Below are 17,698 nucleotides of genomic sequence, written 5' to 3'. Positions count from 1 at the left end.
CGTTCGGTTGTTGAGGAATCACCATGCGTGACCGCGGCCGGACGGGGCATGCATCCCGTGTGCATGTTCGAGGGGGAAAGGTCGTCACAACGTGCAGGTGGGGGTTATGACAAGGCATCAGGCAGGGATCGGCCCCGCGGGGAGCGGGCCCGTCCGGACACCTGATGCGCAGCAGGGGGACCAGCGTCTGCTGCGCAGGAGAGTGGGGCAGGCAGATCTGGGTGCCGTGGGGGAAATACGCCGGGCGCTGAGGGAACTTCTCGGCCCGTCAGGGCATTCGGGGGCGGCGGACGTGGCCGAACTGCTCACCAGCGAGCTGGTGACCAACGCCCTCGTGCACACCGAACACGGCGCGGTGGTGACGGCGACGGTCGGCGAGAGCGGCCTTCGCGTGGAGGTACGGGATTTCGTGGCCGCGCTTCCCACGCCGTACGCACCGTCCGCCGACGACGGTACGCACGGCAGGGGCCTGCTGCTCGTCCAGGCGCTGGCGGACGCCTGGGGCGTGCACGAACACGGCATGGGGAAGGTGGTGTGGTTCGAGCTCGGCTCCAACAGGGCGGCGCCGCAGTACTAGGCGCTCCGCGGGAAGCACCGTCGCGTGCCCGGCGGCTCAGCCGAACTGCTGCTCAAGGTCCTTGAGCTTGCGTTCCAGTGAGTCGAGCCGGGGCAGCGCCTGGGTGTCGTCCTCGGCGGTGAGGTCCAGGGTCCGGGCCGCGGACTCAGCGGCCGCGACGGCCTGGAGGGAGGGCCGGCCCCGCAGGGGCAGCTGTCCTGGCTCGGCTATGGCCGGCTCCGCGACGGCCTTGGGCTGCGTGGAGCCCTGGCCGGAGCCGATCGCCTGGACGCCGACCTGGCGGCCGCCCCTGCCGCGCCCCCAGGCCCGGTTCTGCCTGCTGAGCGCCTTGAAGTGCGCCCGGTCCAGCTTCTCCTGGTCGCGCCTGCGGAGCTTGTTCTCCTCCTTGGCGCGCTTGTCCTCGCGCACCTCCTCGACCGCCTCGTCCAAGGTGCGCACGCCCTCCAGGAGCATCAGCGACCAGGCGCCGAAGGTCTCCCTGGGGGCCCGCAGCCACCGTACGATCCGGATCTGCGGCAGCGGCCGCGGCACAAGGCCCTGTTCGCGCAGGGCCGCCCGGCGGGTCTGCTTCAGGGCGCGGTCGAAGAGGACCGCCGCCGAGAGCGACATGCCGGCGAAGAACTGCGGGGCGCCCGCGTGGTCGATGCCGCGCGGCGCGTGCACCCAGTTGAACCAGGCCGCGGCGCCCGCGAACGTCCACACCAGGAGGCGCGAGCCGAGCGCCGCGTCGCCGTGGCTGGCCTCGCGCACCGCGAGTACGGAGCAGAACATGGCCGCGCCGTCGAGGCCGAACGGGACCAGGTACTCCCAGCCGTCCGTCAGATTGAGGTTCTGCCGGCCGAAGCCGACCAAGCCGTGGAAGGAGAGCGCGGCGGCCACCGCCGCGCAGCAGAACAGGAGCACATAGGAAGCGGTGCCGTACACCGCCTCTTTCCTTCTGCGGCGCTCCTCACTGCGCTCCCAGGAGTCGTCGCCGGTGGCGTTGTCACCGGCGCGCTTGCCGCGCGCGAGCACTACCAGAGCCACGACGACCCCCACGATCATCACGCCGCCCGGAAGCAGCCAGTCCAGCGATATGTCGGTCAGTCGCATGCGGTGTCCCTTGCATCGCGTAGGGCGTATCGGCCGCCATACTGCTCCTGCCGTGCGGGGCGGCAGAGGGTTTCGGGGCAAGAGGGCGACAACTGAGGCCGAGGGAAGTCGGATAGGGGGGATTCGATCGAACTGCCGTGCCCGGCGCGCGAGTTGAGTTCGACTGGCGCTCACCTGGACGGGTGGCATGGGCGCGGAGCCGGTGTCCGAACCCCGCCACGGATCGGTCGCGGGCTCTCAGGAAGCGGCGCTGAGCCTCTGCACGCGGTCGGCGTCGCAGGTGCGCGGGCAGGTCACGCAGGTGTCCTCGGGGCGCACGGTGTAGAAGAAGCAGCAGCTCGCCCGGTCGCGGGTCGGCAGCCGCCGGCCGTCGGGCGCCGTCAGTTCGCGGAAGCCGGGCGTGCCCACGTACGGCTTCGCGGTGCCGGGGAGCAGCGCGTCGAGCTCGGCCATCGCGCGCGGCTCCTCGCCGAGCAGGGCGCCGATGTACCAGAGCCCCTCGACGATCTCGTCCGTCGCCATGCCCCACAGCGCCCGCTTGCCGCGCCGCATGCGGGGGCCGAACCCGTCCAGCACCGGCCCGATGTGCTCGGCCACCGCGGCCCGCACCTCGCCGCGCAGCGCCTCTTCGTCCGGTACGACGCGGGCGCCGGGGAGCTGAGCCGCCGGGTCGTCCGGCAGACAGGCGAACTCCCTTACCCGTACGGCGAGTTGACCGAGCGTGCGCTGGAACGTCACATCGGCGACCGGCACCCGCGGCACCCGGCGGTGCAGAAACCACGGCACCGTCACGAGGAGGCAGACGGGCCAGGCGTAGCGGTGGAAGCCGAACGAGGCGATGACGTCGGGGCGGGCCTGGTGTCCGTAGTCCCGTACGACCTGGGCGTTGTCCCAGGCCAGGAAGGCGTCCAGGGCGGTGCCGCCCGCCGCGAGCTCGGCCGCGCCGACCCAGCCCGCGCCGCCGGGCGCCTGCTCGGTGCCGACCAGCTCCTTGATCCCCAGTCCGGGAAAGACCTCGGCCAGGCGGGCGTAGGAGTCCGCGACGGGGCTCGGCGCGGGGCTGGGCAGCAAGGTGGAGACGGCCATGCGGGACCACCGAATCACGATCGTTGACAGGTAAGGCTTACCTTAGCGGATGAGGGCGAGGTTTGAACTCGCGCTTTGTCCGCCTATGGTCTGTGTGGGGCAGGCGGAGCCGTAGGAGGCCGGGGTGGAACAGGGCAGAGCGCGCGAGGCAGTGGTGCCCGCGTACGGGTCGCCCCGCGTCCCCGGCCAGGCCAGGGGCGGCGAGCAGTGCGGCGACGCCCGCGGCGAGCACACCCACAGCGAGCCGCCGGCCCCCCGCACCGTCCACCGCCACTCGGTGCGCGGCCAGATCCTGGCCGCGCTGCGCACCGCCCTGGTCGACGGCGATCTCGTGCCGGGCGAGGTGTATTCGGCGCCGGCCCTCGGTGAGCGGTTCGGGGTCTCCGCGACCCCCGTGCGCGAGGCGATGCAGCAGCTCAGCATCGAGGGCGCCGTCGAGGTCGTACCGAACCGGGGCTTCCGGGTCACCGAGCGCAGCGCCCGCGAGCTCGCGGAGCTCGCCGAGGTGCGGGCCATGATCGAGGTCCCGGTGATGCTGCGCCTCGCCCGTACCGTCCCGGCGGCGCGCTGGGCCGAGCTGCGCCCGCTCGCCGAGGCCACCACCGAAGCCGCCGCGACCGGCGACCGCGCGGGCTACGCCGAGTGCGACCGCGCCTTCCACCGGGCGCTCCTCGCCCTGGCGGGCAACCAGCAGCTCGTCCAGGTCGCCGACGACCTGCACCGGCGCGCCCAGTGGCCGCTGACCGCGGCTCCGGTCGCGCGCCGTGGAGAGCTGGTCGCCGACGCGGCCGAACACCTGGCCCTCCTGGACGCCCTGTGCGCCCAGAACCTGCCGGTCGTCCAGGCGCTCGTACGGGAACACTTCACGGGCTCCGCACTCTGAGGCCGTGCCCCTGAACGAGCGGGCCGGCGAACCCCGGCCCGTCACGGCCGCGTCCGCACCGTGCAACAGCTCGCGCCGCCAGGAACCCGGACCGTCAACTGCCGCGTCCCAGCGGGTACTTGGACCAATCGCACGCCGGGGGGACGTCATGCCGGATCCGTGGATGCAACAGCAGCAGGTGCAGCAGCAATGGGCCGCGGACTCCGCCCGGCGGGCGTCCTACTACGGACGTGACGTGCACCGGGGCTTCGCCCAGGGCTCCGTGCGGCGCGGCTCCTCGGGCCGCCTCGCCGGCCTCGTCCAGCTCGTCCTGCTGATCGCGGCAGTCGTCTACCTCGCCGGCCACCCCGACGTGCGGGCCGCCCTGTGGGGGTTCGCCCAGCACGCCTGGAGTCACCTCAACTCGCTGATCTACGACGCGCGTTCAGGTAACTGACGACACGTCAGGATCGTCCGCCCCGTCGGTTTGACGGACCGTCACATCGCGGCGGGCCGGGGTGGCGCGGCCCCCAAGTGGGCGGCCAGCCAGGTGGGGACGCCTAGGAGGCGTACGAGACGGGCCGCCTCCGTGCGCAGCCGGGTCGAGGCCGGCTCCTCCTCGGCGTCGGCGAGCGCGGCGAGCGCCGGGGCCGTGCCGATGAGGTAGCCGAGCTCCTCGCGGATGCGCAGGGACTCGGTGAAGCCGTGCCGCGCCTCCGCCAACTCGCCGTCGCGCAGGGCGAGTCCGGCCAGATGGCGCCAGGTGAAGGAGAGCAGCAGGGGGTCGCCGTGGGCCGCGGCGCCCTCGTGGGCGCGGCGGTAGGCGGCGCGGGCGGCCTGCGGCGCGTCGGCCACGTTCTCGGCGAGCAGCCCGCGCCGGAAGTCGAGCAGCGCCCGGCCTCGCCCCGTGAGCGCGGTCAGGGCGGCGGCCCGGCCGAACGCGGAGCGCGCCTCGTCCGCCCGGTCCCGTACCCCGAACAGCGTTGAGGCGTACGCGAGATAGCCGCGCTCGCAGGCGGCGGCGCCGCGCTCCTCGTCGCTGCGGGCCACGGCCTCGGCGCCGCGCAGCGCCTCGTCGGCCTCCGCCCAGCCGGACTCGGTGTAGACACAGCGCTCGGTCAGCAGGGCGGTGCGCTGGAGCGCCCCGGCCGCCGCGCCCGCATGCGGTTCGAGCAGGGCGGCGGCGTCCGTCCAGCAGCCGCGCGAGCGCAGCCGCCATACCGCGGTCTGGAGCGGATCCCCGTCATCTGCAGTCGTTCCGGAACCAGACATGGCGGTATGCGCCACGTTGCCCTCCCCGAGCGCGCCATCGAGCTGCTGAGTAGATCCGCATCTCAACACGGAATGGCACGCCGGGCCAAGGGGGGTGCGTGAATGAGTTCACAATCGTCCGACACTGGCCGGGATCGACTGTCAGCTCATACGAAGCGCCAGGAAGAAGTCCAGCTTGTCCTCAAGTCTGGACAGGTCACGGGCCGTCAACTGCTCGATCCTGCCCACCCGGTACCGCAGCGTGTTGACGTGCAGGTGCAGCCGCGTGGCGCACCGCGTCCACGAGCCGTCGCAGTCGAGGAAGGCCTCCAGGGTCGGGATGAGTTCGGCGCGGTGGCGCCGGTCGTAGTCGCGCAGCGGGTCGAGCAGCCGGGCGGTGAAGGCGCGCCGTACGTCGTCCGGCACGAACGGGAGCAGCAGCACGTGCGAGGCCAGCTCGTGGTGGCCGGCCGCGCACACCCGGCCGGGCCGGGCGGCGGCGACCCGGCGGGCGTGCCGGGCCTCCTCCAGGGCGCCGCGCAGCCCCTCGGCGGAGTGCACCGCGGCGCTGACACCCAGTGTCAGGCGGCCGTCGTCCGCCAGGCCCGCCGAGAGCGGGGTGCGTACGGCGGCCAGGAGCGCGTCGGCGTGCAGGCCGCCCTCGGCGCCCTCGGGCGTGACCGCGGGCAGCGGCACGAGCGCGATCGCCTCGTCGCCCGCGTGGGCCACCGCGATCCGGTCGGAGGACTCGGGGCCGACCACCGCGGGGTCGACCAGGATCTCCTCCAGGAGCGACTGGGCGACCGGGCCGCCCGCGATCTCCGCGCCGGAGTCGCGCTCCCAGTCGACCCGGGCCACCACGACCTGCCAGTGTGGCGCCGAGCCGAGGCCGGGCAGCAGCACCGGGGCCGCGACTCTGAGCCGGGCCGCGATCTCGGCGGGCGCGGCGCCGGTCTGCACCAGCTCCAGGACCTCCTGGGCGAGCCGGCGGCGCACCGTACGGGCCGCGTCGCGCCGGTCGCGCTCGACCGCGATGAGCTGGGTGACGCCCTGGAGCAGGTCGAGCCGGGCGGCCGGCCAGTCGCTCGCGTCGGCCTCGACGGCGAGCAGCCAGTCCGAAAGCACCGTCTCGCGCACGTCGCGGGCGGCGGGCGCGGCGCCCCGCCCGTTGTTGCGGATGGGGAACAGCGAGTAGGTCACGCCCTCGACGGTGGCCCGGTGCGGGCCCCGGCGGCCGGTGCGGGTGGCGCCCAGGTGCTCGGCGGCAAGCGCCGCGCCGACCGCCGGGGTCAGCGCGTCCCCGGCGCCCGCGATCTGGCGGCCGGTCGGAGAAAGCACCCAGGCCCGCAGGTCGAGGTCCGAGCCGAGCAGGTCGAGGACCACCTCGGGGCCGCCGCCCGCCGGGCCCGACGTCATGAGCCTGCGGTGGCGGTCCACGACCGCCGCGAGGTCGCCCGCGCGCTCGCCCGAGACCTGCCGTACGACGTGCTCGGTGATGGTTGCAAACGCGACCGACTCGTTCACCGCGAACAGCGGGAGCCGGTGGCGAGAACAAGCCAAAACAAGATCGTCGGGAATGGCGCCGAGCTCGGCCTCGCCGGCCGCCAGGCCCGCCACACCGGCACCCGCGAGGATGCGTACGAATGGCTCGGAATCTTCGGCGTCCCGGCGCCAGGCGAGACCCGTCAGGACCAGCTCGCCACCCGTGAGGTAGCGGCTCGGATCCCGCAGGTCAGTGGTCATTACTCCCCGCACCGTGCGGTCCAGCTCGTCCTCGCCGCCGAGCAGCCGCAGCCCCAGCGCGTCGGTTTCCAGAAGTGCGCGCAGCCGCATCGCGTGTCGCCGCCGATCTGTCTTGATGTTGCCGTTGGAAAGCGGTGAGGTAACGGAGCACCGCTTTTCATACGAATCTACAAGACGTAAGCGGAGACCAGCCAACTCCTTCATGGTTTCGGTGACTGCACCCGAGGGATCGGGGCTTGTGTACTGATTCCACACCGCGTTAACAGCACATGAACGACTGAGATGTCGAGGGCCTGCCGTCCCCGGGACCCGCGCGAACGACCCCGAATTTGAGAATCGGAAGAGAGCCACTCATGGACTTCCTTCGCCCCGCCAGCTGGGAGGAGGCGCTCGCCGCCAAGGCAGAGCACCCCACCGCTGTGCCCATTGCGGGTGGCACCGATGTGATGGTCGAGATCAACTTCGACCACCGGCGGCCCGAGTACCTCCTGGACCTGAACCGCATCGGCGAGTTGGCCCAGTGGGAGGTCGGGGAGGACAGCGTCCGGCTCGGACCCTCCGTCCCGTACACCAAGATCATGGAGAACCTGCGGACGGAGCTGCCGGGCCTCGCGCTCGCCTCGCACACCGTCGCCTCCCCGCAGATCCGCAACCGCGGCGGCGTCGGCGGCAACCTCGGCTGCGCCTCGCCGGCCGGTGACGCACACCCCTCGCTCCTTTCCTCGGGCGCGGATGTCGAGGTCGAGTCGCAGGCCCGTGGCGTCCGGCTCATCCCGATCGACGAGTTCTACAAGGGCGTGAAGCGCAACGCTCTTGAGGCGGACGAGCTGATCAAGGCCATCCACATCCCCAAGGCGGACGGCCCCCAGCAGTTCTCCAAGGTCGGCACCCGCAACGCCATGGTCATCGCGGTCTGCGCGTTCGGCCTTGCGCTGCACCCCGAGACCCGTACGGTCCGCACCGGCATCGGCTCGGCCGCGCCCACCCCCATCCGGGCGAAGGCCGCCGAGGAGTTCTTGAACGCGGCGCTCGAAGAGGGCGGCTTCTGGGACAACGGCAAGATCATCACCCCCTCGGTCGCGAAGCAGTTCGCCATGCTCGCCTCGGGTGCCTGCAACCCGATCGACGACGTCCGCGGCACCGCGAACTACCGCCGTCACGCCGTCGGCGTCATGGCCCGCCGCACGCTGATGTGGACCTGGGAGACGTACCGCGGCGGCAACGGCCGCACCCTTGAAGGAGCTGCATAACCATGCGCGTCAATTTCACGGTCAATGGCCGTAAGCAGGAGGCCGACGACGTGTGGGAGGGCGAGAGCCTTCTCTACGTCCTGCGCGAGCGCATGGGGCTTCCGGGTTCGAAGAACGCCTGTGAGCAGGGCGAGTGCGGTTCCTGCACGGTCCGCCTCGACGGTGTTCCGGTGTGTTCGTGTCTGGTCGCGGCCGGTCAGGTCGAGGGCCGCGAGGTCGTCACCGTGGAGGGCCTGGCCGACTACGCCGCCCACCGCTCCGACGCCCACCCCGGCGGCGGCTGCGCCTCCGGTTCCTGCGGTACGTCCATCGACGCCGCCAAGCGGTGGCAGGCCAAGCCGCAGGACGGGCAGACTGGAGAGGCGGGCGCGCTCTCCCCGATCCAGCAGGCGTTCATCGACGCCGGCGCCGTGCAGTGCGGTTTCTGCACCCCGGGCCTCCTGGTCGCCGCCGACGAGCTCCTGGAGCGCAACTCCGAGCCGTCCGACGCGGACATCCGCGAGGCGCTCTCCGGCAACCTGTGCCGCTGCACCGGTTACGAGAAGATCCTCGACGCGGTCCGCCTCGCGGCCGCCCGTCAGGAAGAGACGGTCTGACCATGGCGCAGAACACCCGCACCACTCCGGCCGGTACGCCCACCAACGTCACCCAGAACCACACCAAGGGCGGCATCGGCGAGTCGACGCTCCGCCCGGACGGCACCCTCAAGGTCACCGGTGAGTTCGCGTACTCCTCGGACATGTGGCACGAGGACATGCTGTGGGGCCAGACGCTCCGCTCCACCGTGGCCCACGCCGAGATCGAGAACATCGACATCTCCGAGGCCGTCGCGATGCCCGGCGTCTACGCCGTGCTCACCTACGACGACCTGCCGGCCAAGATGAAGAACTACGGCCTGGAGATCCAGGACACCCCCGTCCTGGCCCACGGCCGGGTCCGCCACCACGGTGAGCCGGTCGCCCTCGTGGCCGCCGACCACCCGGAGACCGCCCGCCGCGCGGCCGCCAAGATCAAGATCGACTACAAGGAACTGCCGGTCGTCACCGACGAGGCCTCCGCGCTCGCCGCCGATGCGCCGCTGATCCACGAGGGCCGCGACGACCACCACTCCGGTCACGTCCCGCACCCGAACATCGTGCACCGCCAGCCGATCATCCGCGGCGACGTGGCCAAGGCGCGCAAGCGCGCCGACGTGATCGTCGAGGGCGAGTACACCTTCGGCATGCAGGACCAGGCCTTCCTCGGCCCGGAGTCCGGCCTCGCCGTGCCCGCCGAGGACGGCGGCGTCGACCTCTACGTCGCCACCCAGTGGCTGCACTCGGACCTCCAGCAGATCGCCCCGGTCCTGGGCCTGCCGCCGGAGAAGGTCCGCATGACGCTCTCCGGCGTCGGCGGCGCCTTCGGCGGCCGCGAGGACATCTCGATGCAGATCCACGCCTGCCTCCTGGCGCTGCGCACGGGCAAGCCGGTCAAGATCGTCTACAACCGGTTCGAGTCCTTCTTCGGCCACGTGCACCGCCACCCGGCGAAGCTCTACTACGAGCACGGCGCCACCAAGGACGGCAAGCTCACGCACATGAAGTGCAAGATCGTCCTGGACGGCGGCGCCTACGCGTCGGCCTCCCCGGCGGTCGTCGGCAACGCCTCCTCGCTCTCGGTCGGCCCGTACGTCATCGACGACGTCGACATCGAGGCGATCGCGCTCTACACGAACAACCCGCCCTGCGGCGCGATGCGCGGCTTCGGCGCCGTCCAGGCCTGCTTCGCCTACGAGGCCCAGATGGACAGGCTCGCGGCGAAGCTGGGCATGGACCCGGTCGAGTTCCGCCAGCTCAACGCCATGGAGCAGGGCACGATCATGCCGACAGGGCAGGTCGTGGACTCGCCGGCCCCGGTCGCCGAGCTGCTGCGCCGGGTCAAGGCCCGCCCGCTGCCGCCCGAGCAGCAGTGGCTCGCGGCAGGGGAGGCCGCGGACGTCCGCGCCCTGCCCGGCGGCCTGTCCAACACCACGCACGGCGAGGGTGTCGTACGAGGCATCGGCTACGCGGTCGGCATCAAGAACGTCGGCTTCTCCGAGGGTTTCGACGACTACTCCACCGCCCGCGTGCGCCTGGAGGTCATCAACGGCGAGCCCGTCGCGATGGTCCACACGGCCATGGCGGAGGTCGGCCAGGGCGGTGTCACCGTGCACGCCCAGATCGCCCGTACGGAGCTGGGCGTCACGCAGGTGACCATCCACCCGGCCGACACCCAGGTCGGCTCCGCCGGTTCCACGTCCGCCTCCCGGCAGACGTACATGACCGGTGGCGCGGTGAAGAACACCTGTGAGGCCGTGCGCGCCAAGGCCCTGGAGATCGGCCGCCGCAAGTTCGGCTCCTACCACCCCGCCTGGGCCACCGCCGAGCTGCTGCTCGAAGGCGGCAAGGTCGTCACCGACGGCGGCGAGGTCCTCGCCGACCTGGCGGACGTCCTGGAGGGCGAGGCGATCGACGAGGAACTGGAGTTCCGGCACCGCCCGACCCAGGCCTTCGACCTCGTCACAGGACAGGGCAACGGCCACGTCCAGTACACGTTCGCCGCGCACCGCGCGGTGGTCGAGGTGGACACCGAGCTCGGCCTCGTCAAGGTCGTCGAGCTGGCCACCGCCCAGGACGTCGGCAAGGCGCTCAACATGCTCTCCGTCGTCGGCCAGATCCAGGGTGGTACCACCCAGGGCCTCGGCGTCGCGGTGATGGAAGAGATCATCGTGGACCCGAAGACCGCGAAGGTGCGCAACCCCTCCTTCACGGACTACCTGATCCCGACGATCCTGGACACCCCGACCATCCCGGTCGACGTCCTGGAGCTGGCCGACCCGAACGCGCCGTACGGTCTGCGCGGTCTCGGTGAGGCCCCGACCCTCTCGTCGACCCCGGCCGTCCTCGCGGCGATCCGGGCGGCGACCGGCCTGGAGCTCAACAAGACCCCGGTCCGCCCCGAGCACCTCACCGGCACCTGATCCCTCCGGGGGTTTGGGGGTGAAAGAAATTTCTTCCGGGGGACTTGCGTCCCCCGGGCCCCCTCCTCAAAAGCCCTCCGGGCGGTGCGTGCCTCCCAGGAACGTCACAATTCCGATGCCCGCACCGCCCGGAGCAATCAAGTACCGCACCGCTCGCGGTCCTCGCAGCACCCGCAGTAAGAGCACCACCAGCAAAACCGAGTCACACCAGCAACACCCGTAGCCATCTGCACTGCGGTACCACCTCCGGTACCCCGGCAGGAGCAGACACCGTTCGTCTCGGGCCGTCCCCCGGGTCGTGCAGCCCACGCACCATCCCAAATCCCGCAGCTTGTCTGACCTGAGGACTCAAGTCTTATGCGGGTGCCCCTGTGAACCTTGGGAGTAGGCACCATGACCCAGCAGTCTGTGGAGCCGAAGACCACCGCTGAGGACGCGGGCTCCGGCTCCCGTCCCCAGGCCGGCAGGTCTTGGCTCGACCGGTACTTTCACATATCCGAGCGGGGATCCACGCTCGCGCAGGAAGTGCGCGGCGGCATCACCACCTTCATGGCGATGTGCTACATCCTCCTGCTCAACCCCCTGATCCTCTCGACGCCCGACGTCGACAAGCACACGCTGGGCCACGCCGGTCTGGTGACCGCCACCGCACTCGCGGCCGCGGTCAGCACGCTGCTGATGGGCTTCATCGGCAAGGTACCGCTCGCACTGGCCGCCGGACTCAACGTCTCCGCGGCCCTGACCACCCAGGTGGTCCCCAACATGACGTGGCCGCAGGCCATGGGCATGTGTGTCATGTACGGCGTCGTGATCATGCTCCTGGTCGTCACCGGCCTCCGCGAGATGATCATGAACGCCATCCCGCTGGCGCTCAAGCACGCGATCACCATGGGCATCGGCATGTTCGTCGCCCTGCTCGGCCTGGTGAAGGCCGGATTCGTGGGCAAGGGCCCGGAGCACGGACCGCCGGTCACCCTCGGTGCCACCGGACAGCTCGTCGGCTGGCCCGTCTTCTTCTTCGCGGTCACCCTGCTGCTGATCTTCGCGCTCCAGGCCCGCAAGGTGCCCGGCGCGATCCTGATCGGCATCGTCTCCGGCAGCGTCCTGGCCTTCGTGGTCACCAAGGCCGCAGGACTGACCGACGCGGACTGGGGCGGCACCGCCCCCGGCCTCAGCGGCAGCGCGGTCTCCACGCCCGACTTCGGCCTCTTCGGCCACGTCGAGTTCGGCGGCTGGGGTTCCATCGGCGCCATCAGCGTCGGCATGATCGTCTTCACCCTGGTGCTCGCCGGCTTCTTCGACGCGATGGCCACCATCATCGGCGTCGGCCAGGAGGCCAAGCTCGCCGACGACAAGGGCCGCATGCCGGGCCTGTCCAAGGCGCTGTTCATCGACGGTGCGGGAGGCGCGATCGGCGGCGTCAGCGGCGCCTCCGGCCAGACCGTGTTCATCGAGTCCGCCTCCGGCGCCGGTGAGGGCGCCCGTACCGGCCTCTCCTCGGTCGTCACCGGCCTCTTCTTCGCGGCCTGCCTCTTCTTCACCCCGGTCACCCAGCTGGTGCCGGCCCAGGTCGCCTCCGCCGCCCTCGTCGTCATCGGCTCGATGATGATGAGCGCCGCCAAGCACGTCGACTGGAGCGACCGCTCGGTCTCCATCCCGGTGTTCCTCACCGTGGCTCTGATGCCGTTCACGTACAACATCACCGCCGGTGTCGGCGCGGGCGTCATCGCCTACACCGTGATCAAGGCAGCACAGGGCAAGTGGCGCGAGATCGGCGGGTTCATGTGGGCCCTGACCGCCGTCTTCACCATCTACTTCGCCCTCCATCCCATCGAGAGCTGGCTCGGCGTCAAGTAGCGGCAGCGCCGCTGACGCCCTCCACACATCCGTAAGGAGACCGAACATGCTGGACATCGCCGAAGAGCTGAACCGGTGGGTCGAGCAGGGACGCGAATTCGCCGTGGCCACCGTGGTGGCCGTCGGCGGCAGCGCGCCCCGGCAGCCGGGAGCCGCCCTCGCCGTCGACAGCGACGGCACGGCGATCGGCTCGGTCTCCGGCGGATGTGTGGAGGGCGCTGTCTACGAACTCTGCCAACAGGCGCTCGAAGACGGCGAAACCGTCGTCGAACGCTTCGGCTACAGCGACGAGGACGCCTTCGCGGTCGGCCTGACCTGCGGCGGCATCATCGACATACTCGTCACCCCGGTCCGCACCAGCTCGCCCGCCCGCGAGGTGTTCGCGGCCGCCCTCGCCGCCGCCGCGAGCGGCGAGGCCGCCGCGGTCGCGCGGATCACCGACGGCCCCGCCGAACTCATGGGCCGCGCCCTGCTCGTCCACCCGGACGGCACCTACGAAGGCGCCCTCGGCGGCCACCCCGAGCTCGACCGCGCCGTGGCCGACGAGGCCACCGCCATGCTGGACGCGGGCCGCACCGGCACCCTCTCCCTCGGCGCCGACGGCCGCCTGTGCGGCCAGCCGCTCACCGTGCTCGTCGAATCGAGCGTCCCGGCCCCCCGGATGATCGTCTTCGGCGCCATCGACTTCGCTTCCGCCCTGGTCAGGGTCGGCAAGTTCCTGAACTACCACGTCACCGTGTGCGACGCCCGGCCCGTCTTCGCGACGAAGACCCGCTTCCCCGAGGCGGACGAGATCGTCGTGGAGTGGCCGCACAAGTACCTGGAGCGGACCACCACCGACTCCCGTACGGTCCTGTGCGTCCTGACCCACGACGCCAAGTTCGACATCCCGCTCCTGGAGACCGCGCTGAAGCTGCCGGTCGCCTATGTCGGCGCGATGGGCTCGCGCCGCACCCACCTGGACCGCAACGAGCGGCTGCGCGACGTGGGCGTCACGGAGCTCGAACTCAACCGCCTGCGCTCCCCGATCGGCCTCGACCTCGGCGCCCGTACGCCCGAGGAGACCGCCCTGTCGATCGCCGCGGAGATCGTCGCCAACCGGCGCGGCGGCAGCGGCGTCTCGCTGACCGGCGCCCACACCCCGATCCACCACGACGGCAAGGACACACCGGTCGGGCGCATCGGTTCGGTGGCCTAGCCACCGCGCCCGGTCCGCCACCGCGCCCGGTCCGCCGCCGCTCCGGTCAGTCGCCGCGCGCGAGCTGTTCGCCCAGCTCCGTGCGGGCGTAGAGCACCACCCGGCCCGCCCGCGCGCGGCCGACCAGGCCGGTCCGGTGCAGCACCGCCAGATGGTGGGAGACCGCGCTCGCCGTGACGCCGAGGCGCCGGGCGAGCTCGGTCGTCGATGCCGGGCCCGCGAGCGCGAGCAGCAGCGCCGCCTTCGGCCGGCCCACCAGCGAGGCCAGCGCGCCCGCGGGCCGCGGCGGCCGGGTCTCCCACAAGGTGGCGACACCTCGTGCCGGATACGCGATCGTCGGCCGCTCCTCGGCCCCCACCGGACTGATCGTGTGCTGCGCGAACAGCGTCGGTACGAGCCAGAACCCGCGCCCGTCGACCTCCGCGGCCATGTGCAGGTCCCGGTGCACGAACAGGGTCAGCCGCCCGTTGTCCCACGTCGCCGACGGATCGAGCGAGGTGAGCAGCGCGGCCGCGCCGTCCCGGGCGAGCAGCCGGGCCCGGTGCACCATGTCCGCTTCCAGTACGGCCCGCATCCGCGACCAGTGCGGGGCGATCGCCAGCTCCCAGTACGCCTCCACCACATCGGCGATCGCTTCCCTCAACTGCCGTGAATCCGCGGCCAGTTGAGCGATGCGGGGGGCCAACGGGCGATTCGCGTACGCGGCCCGCACATCGAAGAGCACCTTGTCCGCGGGGGTCGCCCGCACCCGGCGCAGCTCGTCCGCGACGTCCGGCAGCGGCGACTCGGGGCGGGGCGTGACGAAGTCGGGTATCCAGCCGCTGCCGCCCACCGCGAGCTCGCCGAGCAGTTCGGTGTCGAGGCCGCCCGCCGAGGCCAGTGCCTCGCGCGTACGGCGAATCCACGGCAGGTGCAGCGCGTACTTCTCGGGCTTCCGCAGCGCCCACAGGCTTGTGGCCGTCTCAAGCAGCGGTGAGCAGGCGAAACGCATGTCGGCGAGGTCGTCGACGCCGAGTCGGTAGCTGAGCATTGAGGCAGAGCCTAAATCTCTGTCGCCCGGCCGCTCAAGGCCGTTGAGTGATTGTCATGTCCTCCACTTCCAAGGGGGCGGCAGCGCTGCTGCCGCCCCGCGGTCCGCTGCGCGCCTACGCCGTCACCACCCTGATCGACTGGACCGGCAACGGCCTCTTCCACACCGGCGCCATCGTCTTCATCACGCGTGTCGTCGGGCTCGGCGCCGCCCAGGTCGGCCTCGGGCTCACCGTGGCCGCGCTGCTCGGCCCCGCCGTGTCCGTCCCCGCCGGACGGCTCGGTGACAAGGTCGGCCACCGCCGCGTCTACCTGGCGACGGTCCTGGTCCGCGCGGTGGCGTTCGCCGGGTACCTGTTCGTCGACTCCTTCGCCGGCTTCCTCGCCGTGGTCTGCGCGGTCACGCTGGCCGAGAGCGCGGGGCGGCCGGTCAAGAGCGCCTACCTCGCCCAGCTCGCCGACTCCACGGCCCTGGTGGGCGCCAGCGCGTACAGCAGGGTGATGCTCAACATCGGCTTCTCGCTGGGCAGCCTGGGCGCGGGCGCGGCGCTCGCCCTCGACTCGCACACCGGGTACGCGGCGCTCGTCCTCGGCAACTGCCTCTCGTACGTGCTCGTCGCGGCCGTGCTCCTTCGGATGCCCGAGGGCGAGAAGGCCGCGCGCACCCCGGGGCGGCCCCGGCGCGCCGCGCTGCGCGATGGGCGCTTCCTGCTCCTGGCCGCGCTCTCGGGGCTCCTCTACGTCAGCGCCGACATGCTCAACATCGGGCTCCCGCTGTGGATTTCGGAGCGTACCCAGGCGCCGCGCTGGTCGATCGCCGTGCTCATGCTGCTCAACACGGCGCTCGCGATCCTGCTCCAGGTGCGTGCGGCCCGCGGCAGCGACACCGTCCCCGGGGCCGCCACGGCCGGCCGCCGGTCGGGCGTGGCGCTGCTCGCGGCCTGCGCGGTGACCGCGACGACGGCCGCGCTGCCGCCGGTGGCCGCGGTCGCCGTCCTCGCCGTCGCGGTCACCCTGCTCACGGCGGGCGAGCTGCTCTCCTCGGCCAGCGGATGGGGCATCTCGTACGGCCTGGCCGCGCCGGAGCGGCAGGGTGAGTACCTCGGCGCCTGGACCCTCTCCTCGGACCTCGCCAGGGCGGGCGGCCCCCTGCTCGTCGCCGTCCTGGTCAGCCACGGAGGCGGGGCGGGCTGGCTGGCGCTCGGCGTCCTGTTCCTGGCGGCGGGCGCGGTCACGGTGCCGGTCGCCGGACGGGCCGCCCACGCCCCGACCCCCGCGGCCGCGGAGCAGAGGGTGGGCTGACGTGCGGCGCCCGGGGGCTCCGTGCCCGAGCGGACGTTATGTGAGTGACGTCCATATTCGGCCGGGTTAGGGTCTCCGCATGAGCGAGCTGGAGTTCCGCGACGTGCCCGAGTCCGACGTCGACCGCGCCCTGGAGCTCTGGTGGCTCGTCTTCCACGACCGCCCCGACGAGAAGGAGAAGCGCGCCTACCACCGCGCGATGGTGCTGCGCTGCGACCGCGTCGGGGCGTACGACGGCGACGCGCTCGCCGGTTTCCTCGTCGCCCACCGATTCACCCTGTCCGTCCCGGGCGGTGAACTCCCCTGCCCCGGGCTCACGTTCGTCTCCGTCGCCCCCACCCACCGCCGCCGTGGCGTGCTCTCCGGCATGATCGCCGAGGTGTTCCGCCGCTGCGCCGGACACGGCCGCCCCATCGTCGCGCTGTGGGCCTCCGAAGCCGCCATCTACGGCCGCTTCGGCTTCGGCGCGGCCACCTACGGCACCTCGGTCGAGATCAACTCGACCCGTCCGCTCGCCCTGCGCATCGAGGCCGACCGGCGCCCCCTGCGCCTGATCGACCCCGACCACGCGCCCGACGAGATCGGCCCCTACTACGAGGCGACCCGCACCCGCAGGGCCGGGCGCATCGGCCGCGACACCGCCCGCTGGCGCGGCGAGTGGCTGCCCGAGACCGACGAGGACGACGAGGAGCTCGGCCCGCCCCGCATCGTCGGCCTCGGCGCCGCCGACGAGCCGCTCGCCGGGTACGCCGTCTACCGCACCCGGCGCGAGGACGACCCCGCCAAGCCCGGCACCGTCCAGGTCGCCGAGCTGGAGGCCGACACCCCGGCGGGCGAGGCCGCGCTGTGGAACTACCTCGCCGGCATCGACCTCACCGGCACCGTCCGCGCCTGGGGCCTGGCCCCGGACGACCCGCTGCTCCTGTTCGCCACCGACCGGGACCAGGTCAGGGCCGTCGCCGAGTCCCCCGCGCTGTGGATCCGCCTCGTGGACGTCGGCGCCGCGCTCACCGCCCGCTCCTGGGCGGCCGAGGCCGCACTCGTCCTGGAGGTCCGCGACGACCGCGTCCCGGCCAACGCGGGCCGCTTCCGCCTGACGGCGTCCCCGCACGCGTGCACCTACGAGCCGACCCGGGCCCCGGCCGACCTCACCTTCGACGTGCGCGACCTGGCCGCCTGCTACCTCGGCGGCACCGAGGTCCGCCGCCTCGTCCTCGCGGGCCTGGTGACCGAGCACACCCCGGGCGCGGCGGCGGCCCTGGACGCGGCGCTGCGCACCACGGAACTGCCGCACACGGTCGACGAGTTCTGAGCGGCCGGGGGAGAATCCGGGGGGATTTCGCGCAGAAGTGACGAGGCTCTCGTACGGGGGCGGCGGGGGCCGGGACCAAGGTCCTTCGGTGAACTGCCTGCTCGGACGGGGAACCGGAAGCCCCCTTGAAGGGGTCTTTGC

General features: G+C 72.2%; 15 protein-coding genes. 10 read left to right on the top strand and 5 right to left on the bottom strand.

Going from position 1 to position 17,698, the window contains the following annotated elements; genetic code table 11:
• Positions 1-106 precede the first annotated feature (106 nt).
• Entirely contained in the window at positions 107-577 is a 471-nt protein-coding gene (locus OHA17_RS09330; protein ID WP_406505746.1) for an ATP-binding protein, read from the top strand.
• 36 nt (positions 578-613) lie between these two features.
• Here OHA17_RS09330 and OHA17_RS09325 read toward each other — a convergent pair whose 3' ends face one another.
• The gene (locus OHA17_RS09325) at positions 614-1,669 is read right to left on the bottom strand and encodes a DUF2637 domain-containing protein (RefSeq protein WP_406505744.1); all 1,056 of its coding nucleotides are present in this window, start codon (positions 1,667-1,669) and stop codon (positions 614-616) included.
• Between the two features lie 237 nt (positions 1,670-1,906).
• On the bottom strand, positions 1,907-2,755 hold the full coding sequence (locus OHA17_RS09320; protein ID WP_406505742.1) for a (2Fe-2S)-binding protein: 849 nt from the start codon (positions 2,753-2,755) through the stop codon (positions 1,907-1,909).
• A 124-nt stretch (positions 2,756-2,879) separates the two neighbouring features.
• Here OHA17_RS09320 and OHA17_RS09315 point away from each other — a divergent pair, with 124 nt between their 5' ends.
• Both OHA17_RS09315 and OHA17_RS09310 read left to right on the top strand, forming a co-directional pair.
• Entirely contained in the window at positions 2,880-3,638 is a 759-nt protein-coding gene (locus OHA17_RS09315; RefSeq protein ID WP_406505740.1) for a GntR family transcriptional regulator, read from the top strand.
• Positions 3,639-3,801: 163 nt separating this feature from the next.
• Complete coding sequence (locus OHA17_RS09310) at positions 3,802-4,074, top strand: hypothetical protein (protein ID WP_406505738.1); 273 nt, start codon at positions 3,802-3,804, stop codon at positions 4,072-4,074.
• A 41-nt stretch (positions 4,075-4,115) separates the two neighbouring features.
• Here the strand turns inward: OHA17_RS09310 and OHA17_RS09305 are convergent, their stop codons facing one another.
• Entirely contained in the window at positions 4,116-4,889 is a 774-nt protein-coding gene (locus tag OHA17_RS09305; RefSeq protein WP_406505736.1) for a hypothetical protein, read from the bottom strand.
• A 141-nt stretch (positions 4,890-5,030) separates the two neighbouring features.
• Entirely contained in the window at positions 5,031-6,701 is a 1,671-nt protein-coding gene (locus tag OHA17_RS09300) for a PucR family transcriptional regulator (protein WP_406505734.1), read from the bottom strand.
• Between the two features lie 263 nt (positions 6,702-6,964).
• On the opposite strand from OHA17_RS09300, the gene OHA17_RS09295 reads away from it, so the two are divergent.
• The 5 genes from OHA17_RS09295 (at position 6,965) to OHA17_RS09275 (ending at position 13,914) form a co-directional block, all read left to right on the top strand.
• Positions 6,965-7,861, top strand: a complete 897-nt coding sequence (locus OHA17_RS09295; protein ID WP_406505732.1) for an FAD binding domain-containing protein — start codon at positions 6,965-6,967, stop codon at positions 7,859-7,861.
• A 2-nt stretch (positions 7,862-7,863) separates the two neighbouring features.
• A complete protein-coding gene (locus OHA17_RS09290) occupies positions 7,864-8,457 on the top strand; it encodes a (2Fe-2S)-binding protein (RefSeq protein WP_053726064.1) in 594 nt (197 codons plus the stop codon).
• Between the two features lie 2 nt (positions 8,458-8,459).
• The gene (gene pucD, locus OHA17_RS09285) at positions 8,460-10,859 is read left to right on the top strand and encodes a xanthine dehydrogenase subunit D (RefSeq protein WP_406505730.1); all 2,400 of its coding nucleotides are present in this window, start codon (positions 8,460-8,462) and stop codon (positions 10,857-10,859) included.
• A gap of 393 nt (positions 10,860-11,252) precedes the next feature.
• Positions 11,253-12,716: an NCS2 family permease gene (locus OHA17_RS09280; RefSeq protein ID WP_406505728.1), complete on the top strand. Its 1,464-nt coding sequence runs from the start codon at positions 11,253-11,255 to the stop codon at positions 12,714-12,716.
• 46 nt (positions 12,717-12,762) lie between these two features.
• A complete protein-coding gene (locus OHA17_RS09275) occupies positions 12,763-13,914 on the top strand; it encodes an XdhC family protein (protein ID WP_406505726.1) in 1,152 nt (383 codons plus the stop codon).
• Positions 13,915-13,960: 46 nt separating this feature from the next.
• Here the strand turns inward: OHA17_RS09275 and OHA17_RS09270 are convergent, their stop codons facing one another.
• Positions 13,961-14,944, bottom strand: a complete 984-nt coding sequence (locus OHA17_RS09270; protein WP_406505724.1) for a DUF5937 family protein — start codon at positions 14,942-14,944, stop codon at positions 13,961-13,963.
• Positions 14,945-15,000: 56 nt separating this feature from the next.
• On the opposite strand from OHA17_RS09270, the gene OHA17_RS09265 reads away from it, so the two are divergent.
• On the top strand, positions 15,001-16,245 hold the full coding sequence (locus OHA17_RS09265) for an MFS transporter (protein WP_406505722.1): 1,245 nt from the start codon (positions 15,001-15,003) through the stop codon (positions 16,243-16,245).
• Positions 16,246-16,324: 79 nt separating this feature from the next.
• Positions 16,325-17,557 (top strand): GNAT family N-acetyltransferase, encoded by a 1,233-nt coding sequence (locus OHA17_RS09260; RefSeq protein ID WP_406505720.1) that lies wholly within the window; start codon positions 16,325-16,327, stop codon positions 17,555-17,557.
• Positions 17,558-17,698 lie beyond the last annotated feature (141 nt).

Source organism: Streptomyces sp. NBC_00212, assembly GCF_045206365.1.
Taxonomy (GTDB): domain Bacteria; phylum Actinomycetota; class Actinomycetes; order Streptomycetales; family Streptomycetaceae; genus Streptomyces.
This window is presented reverse-complemented; position numbering and strand designations above follow the sequence as displayed.

Coding starts and splice junctions, on each gene's coding strand:
- OHA17_RS09330 (WP_406505746.1), top strand. CDS start 107: ATGACAAGGCATCAGGCAGGGATCGGCCCCGCGGGGAGCGGGCCCGTC.
- OHA17_RS09325 (WP_406505744.1), bottom strand. CDS start 1,669: ATGCGACTGACCGACATATCGCTGGACTGGCTGCTTCCGGGCGGCGTG.
- OHA17_RS09320 (WP_406505742.1), bottom strand. CDS start 2,755: ATGGCCGTCTCCACCTTGCTGCCCAGCCCCGCGCCGAGCCCCGTCGCG.
- OHA17_RS09310 (WP_406505738.1), top strand. CDS start 3,802: ATGCAACAGCAGCAGGTGCAGCAGCAATGGGCCGCGGACTCCGCCCGG.
- OHA17_RS09305 (WP_406505736.1), bottom strand. CDS start 4,889: ATGTCTGGTTCCGGAACGACTGCAGATGACGGGGATCCGCTCCAGACC.
- OHA17_RS09300 (WP_406505734.1), bottom strand. CDS start 6,701: ATGCGGCTGCGCGCACTTCTGGAAACCGACGCGCTGGGGCTGCGGCTG.
- OHA17_RS09295 (WP_406505732.1), top strand. CDS start 6,965: ATGGACTTCCTTCGCCCCGCCAGCTGGGAGGAGGCGCTCGCCGCCAAG.
- OHA17_RS09290 (WP_053726064.1), top strand. CDS start 7,864: ATGCGCGTCAATTTCACGGTCAATGGCCGTAAGCAGGAGGCCGACGAC.
- pucD (WP_406505730.1), top strand. CDS start 8,460: ATGGCGCAGAACACCCGCACCACTCCGGCCGGTACGCCCACCAACGTC.
- OHA17_RS09280 (WP_406505728.1), top strand. CDS start 11,253: ATGACCCAGCAGTCTGTGGAGCCGAAGACCACCGCTGAGGACGCGGGC.
- OHA17_RS09275 (WP_406505726.1), top strand. CDS start 12,763: ATGCTGGACATCGCCGAAGAGCTGAACCGGTGGGTCGAGCAGGGACGC.
- OHA17_RS09270 (WP_406505724.1), bottom strand. CDS start 14,944: ATGCTCAGCTACCGACTCGGCGTCGACGACCTCGCCGACATGCGTTTC.
- OHA17_RS09265 (WP_406505722.1), top strand. CDS start 15,001: ATGTCCTCCACTTCCAAGGGGGCGGCAGCGCTGCTGCCGCCCCGCGGT.
- OHA17_RS09260 (WP_406505720.1), top strand. CDS start 16,325: ATGAGCGAGCTGGAGTTCCGCGACGTGCCCGAGTCCGACGTCGACCGC.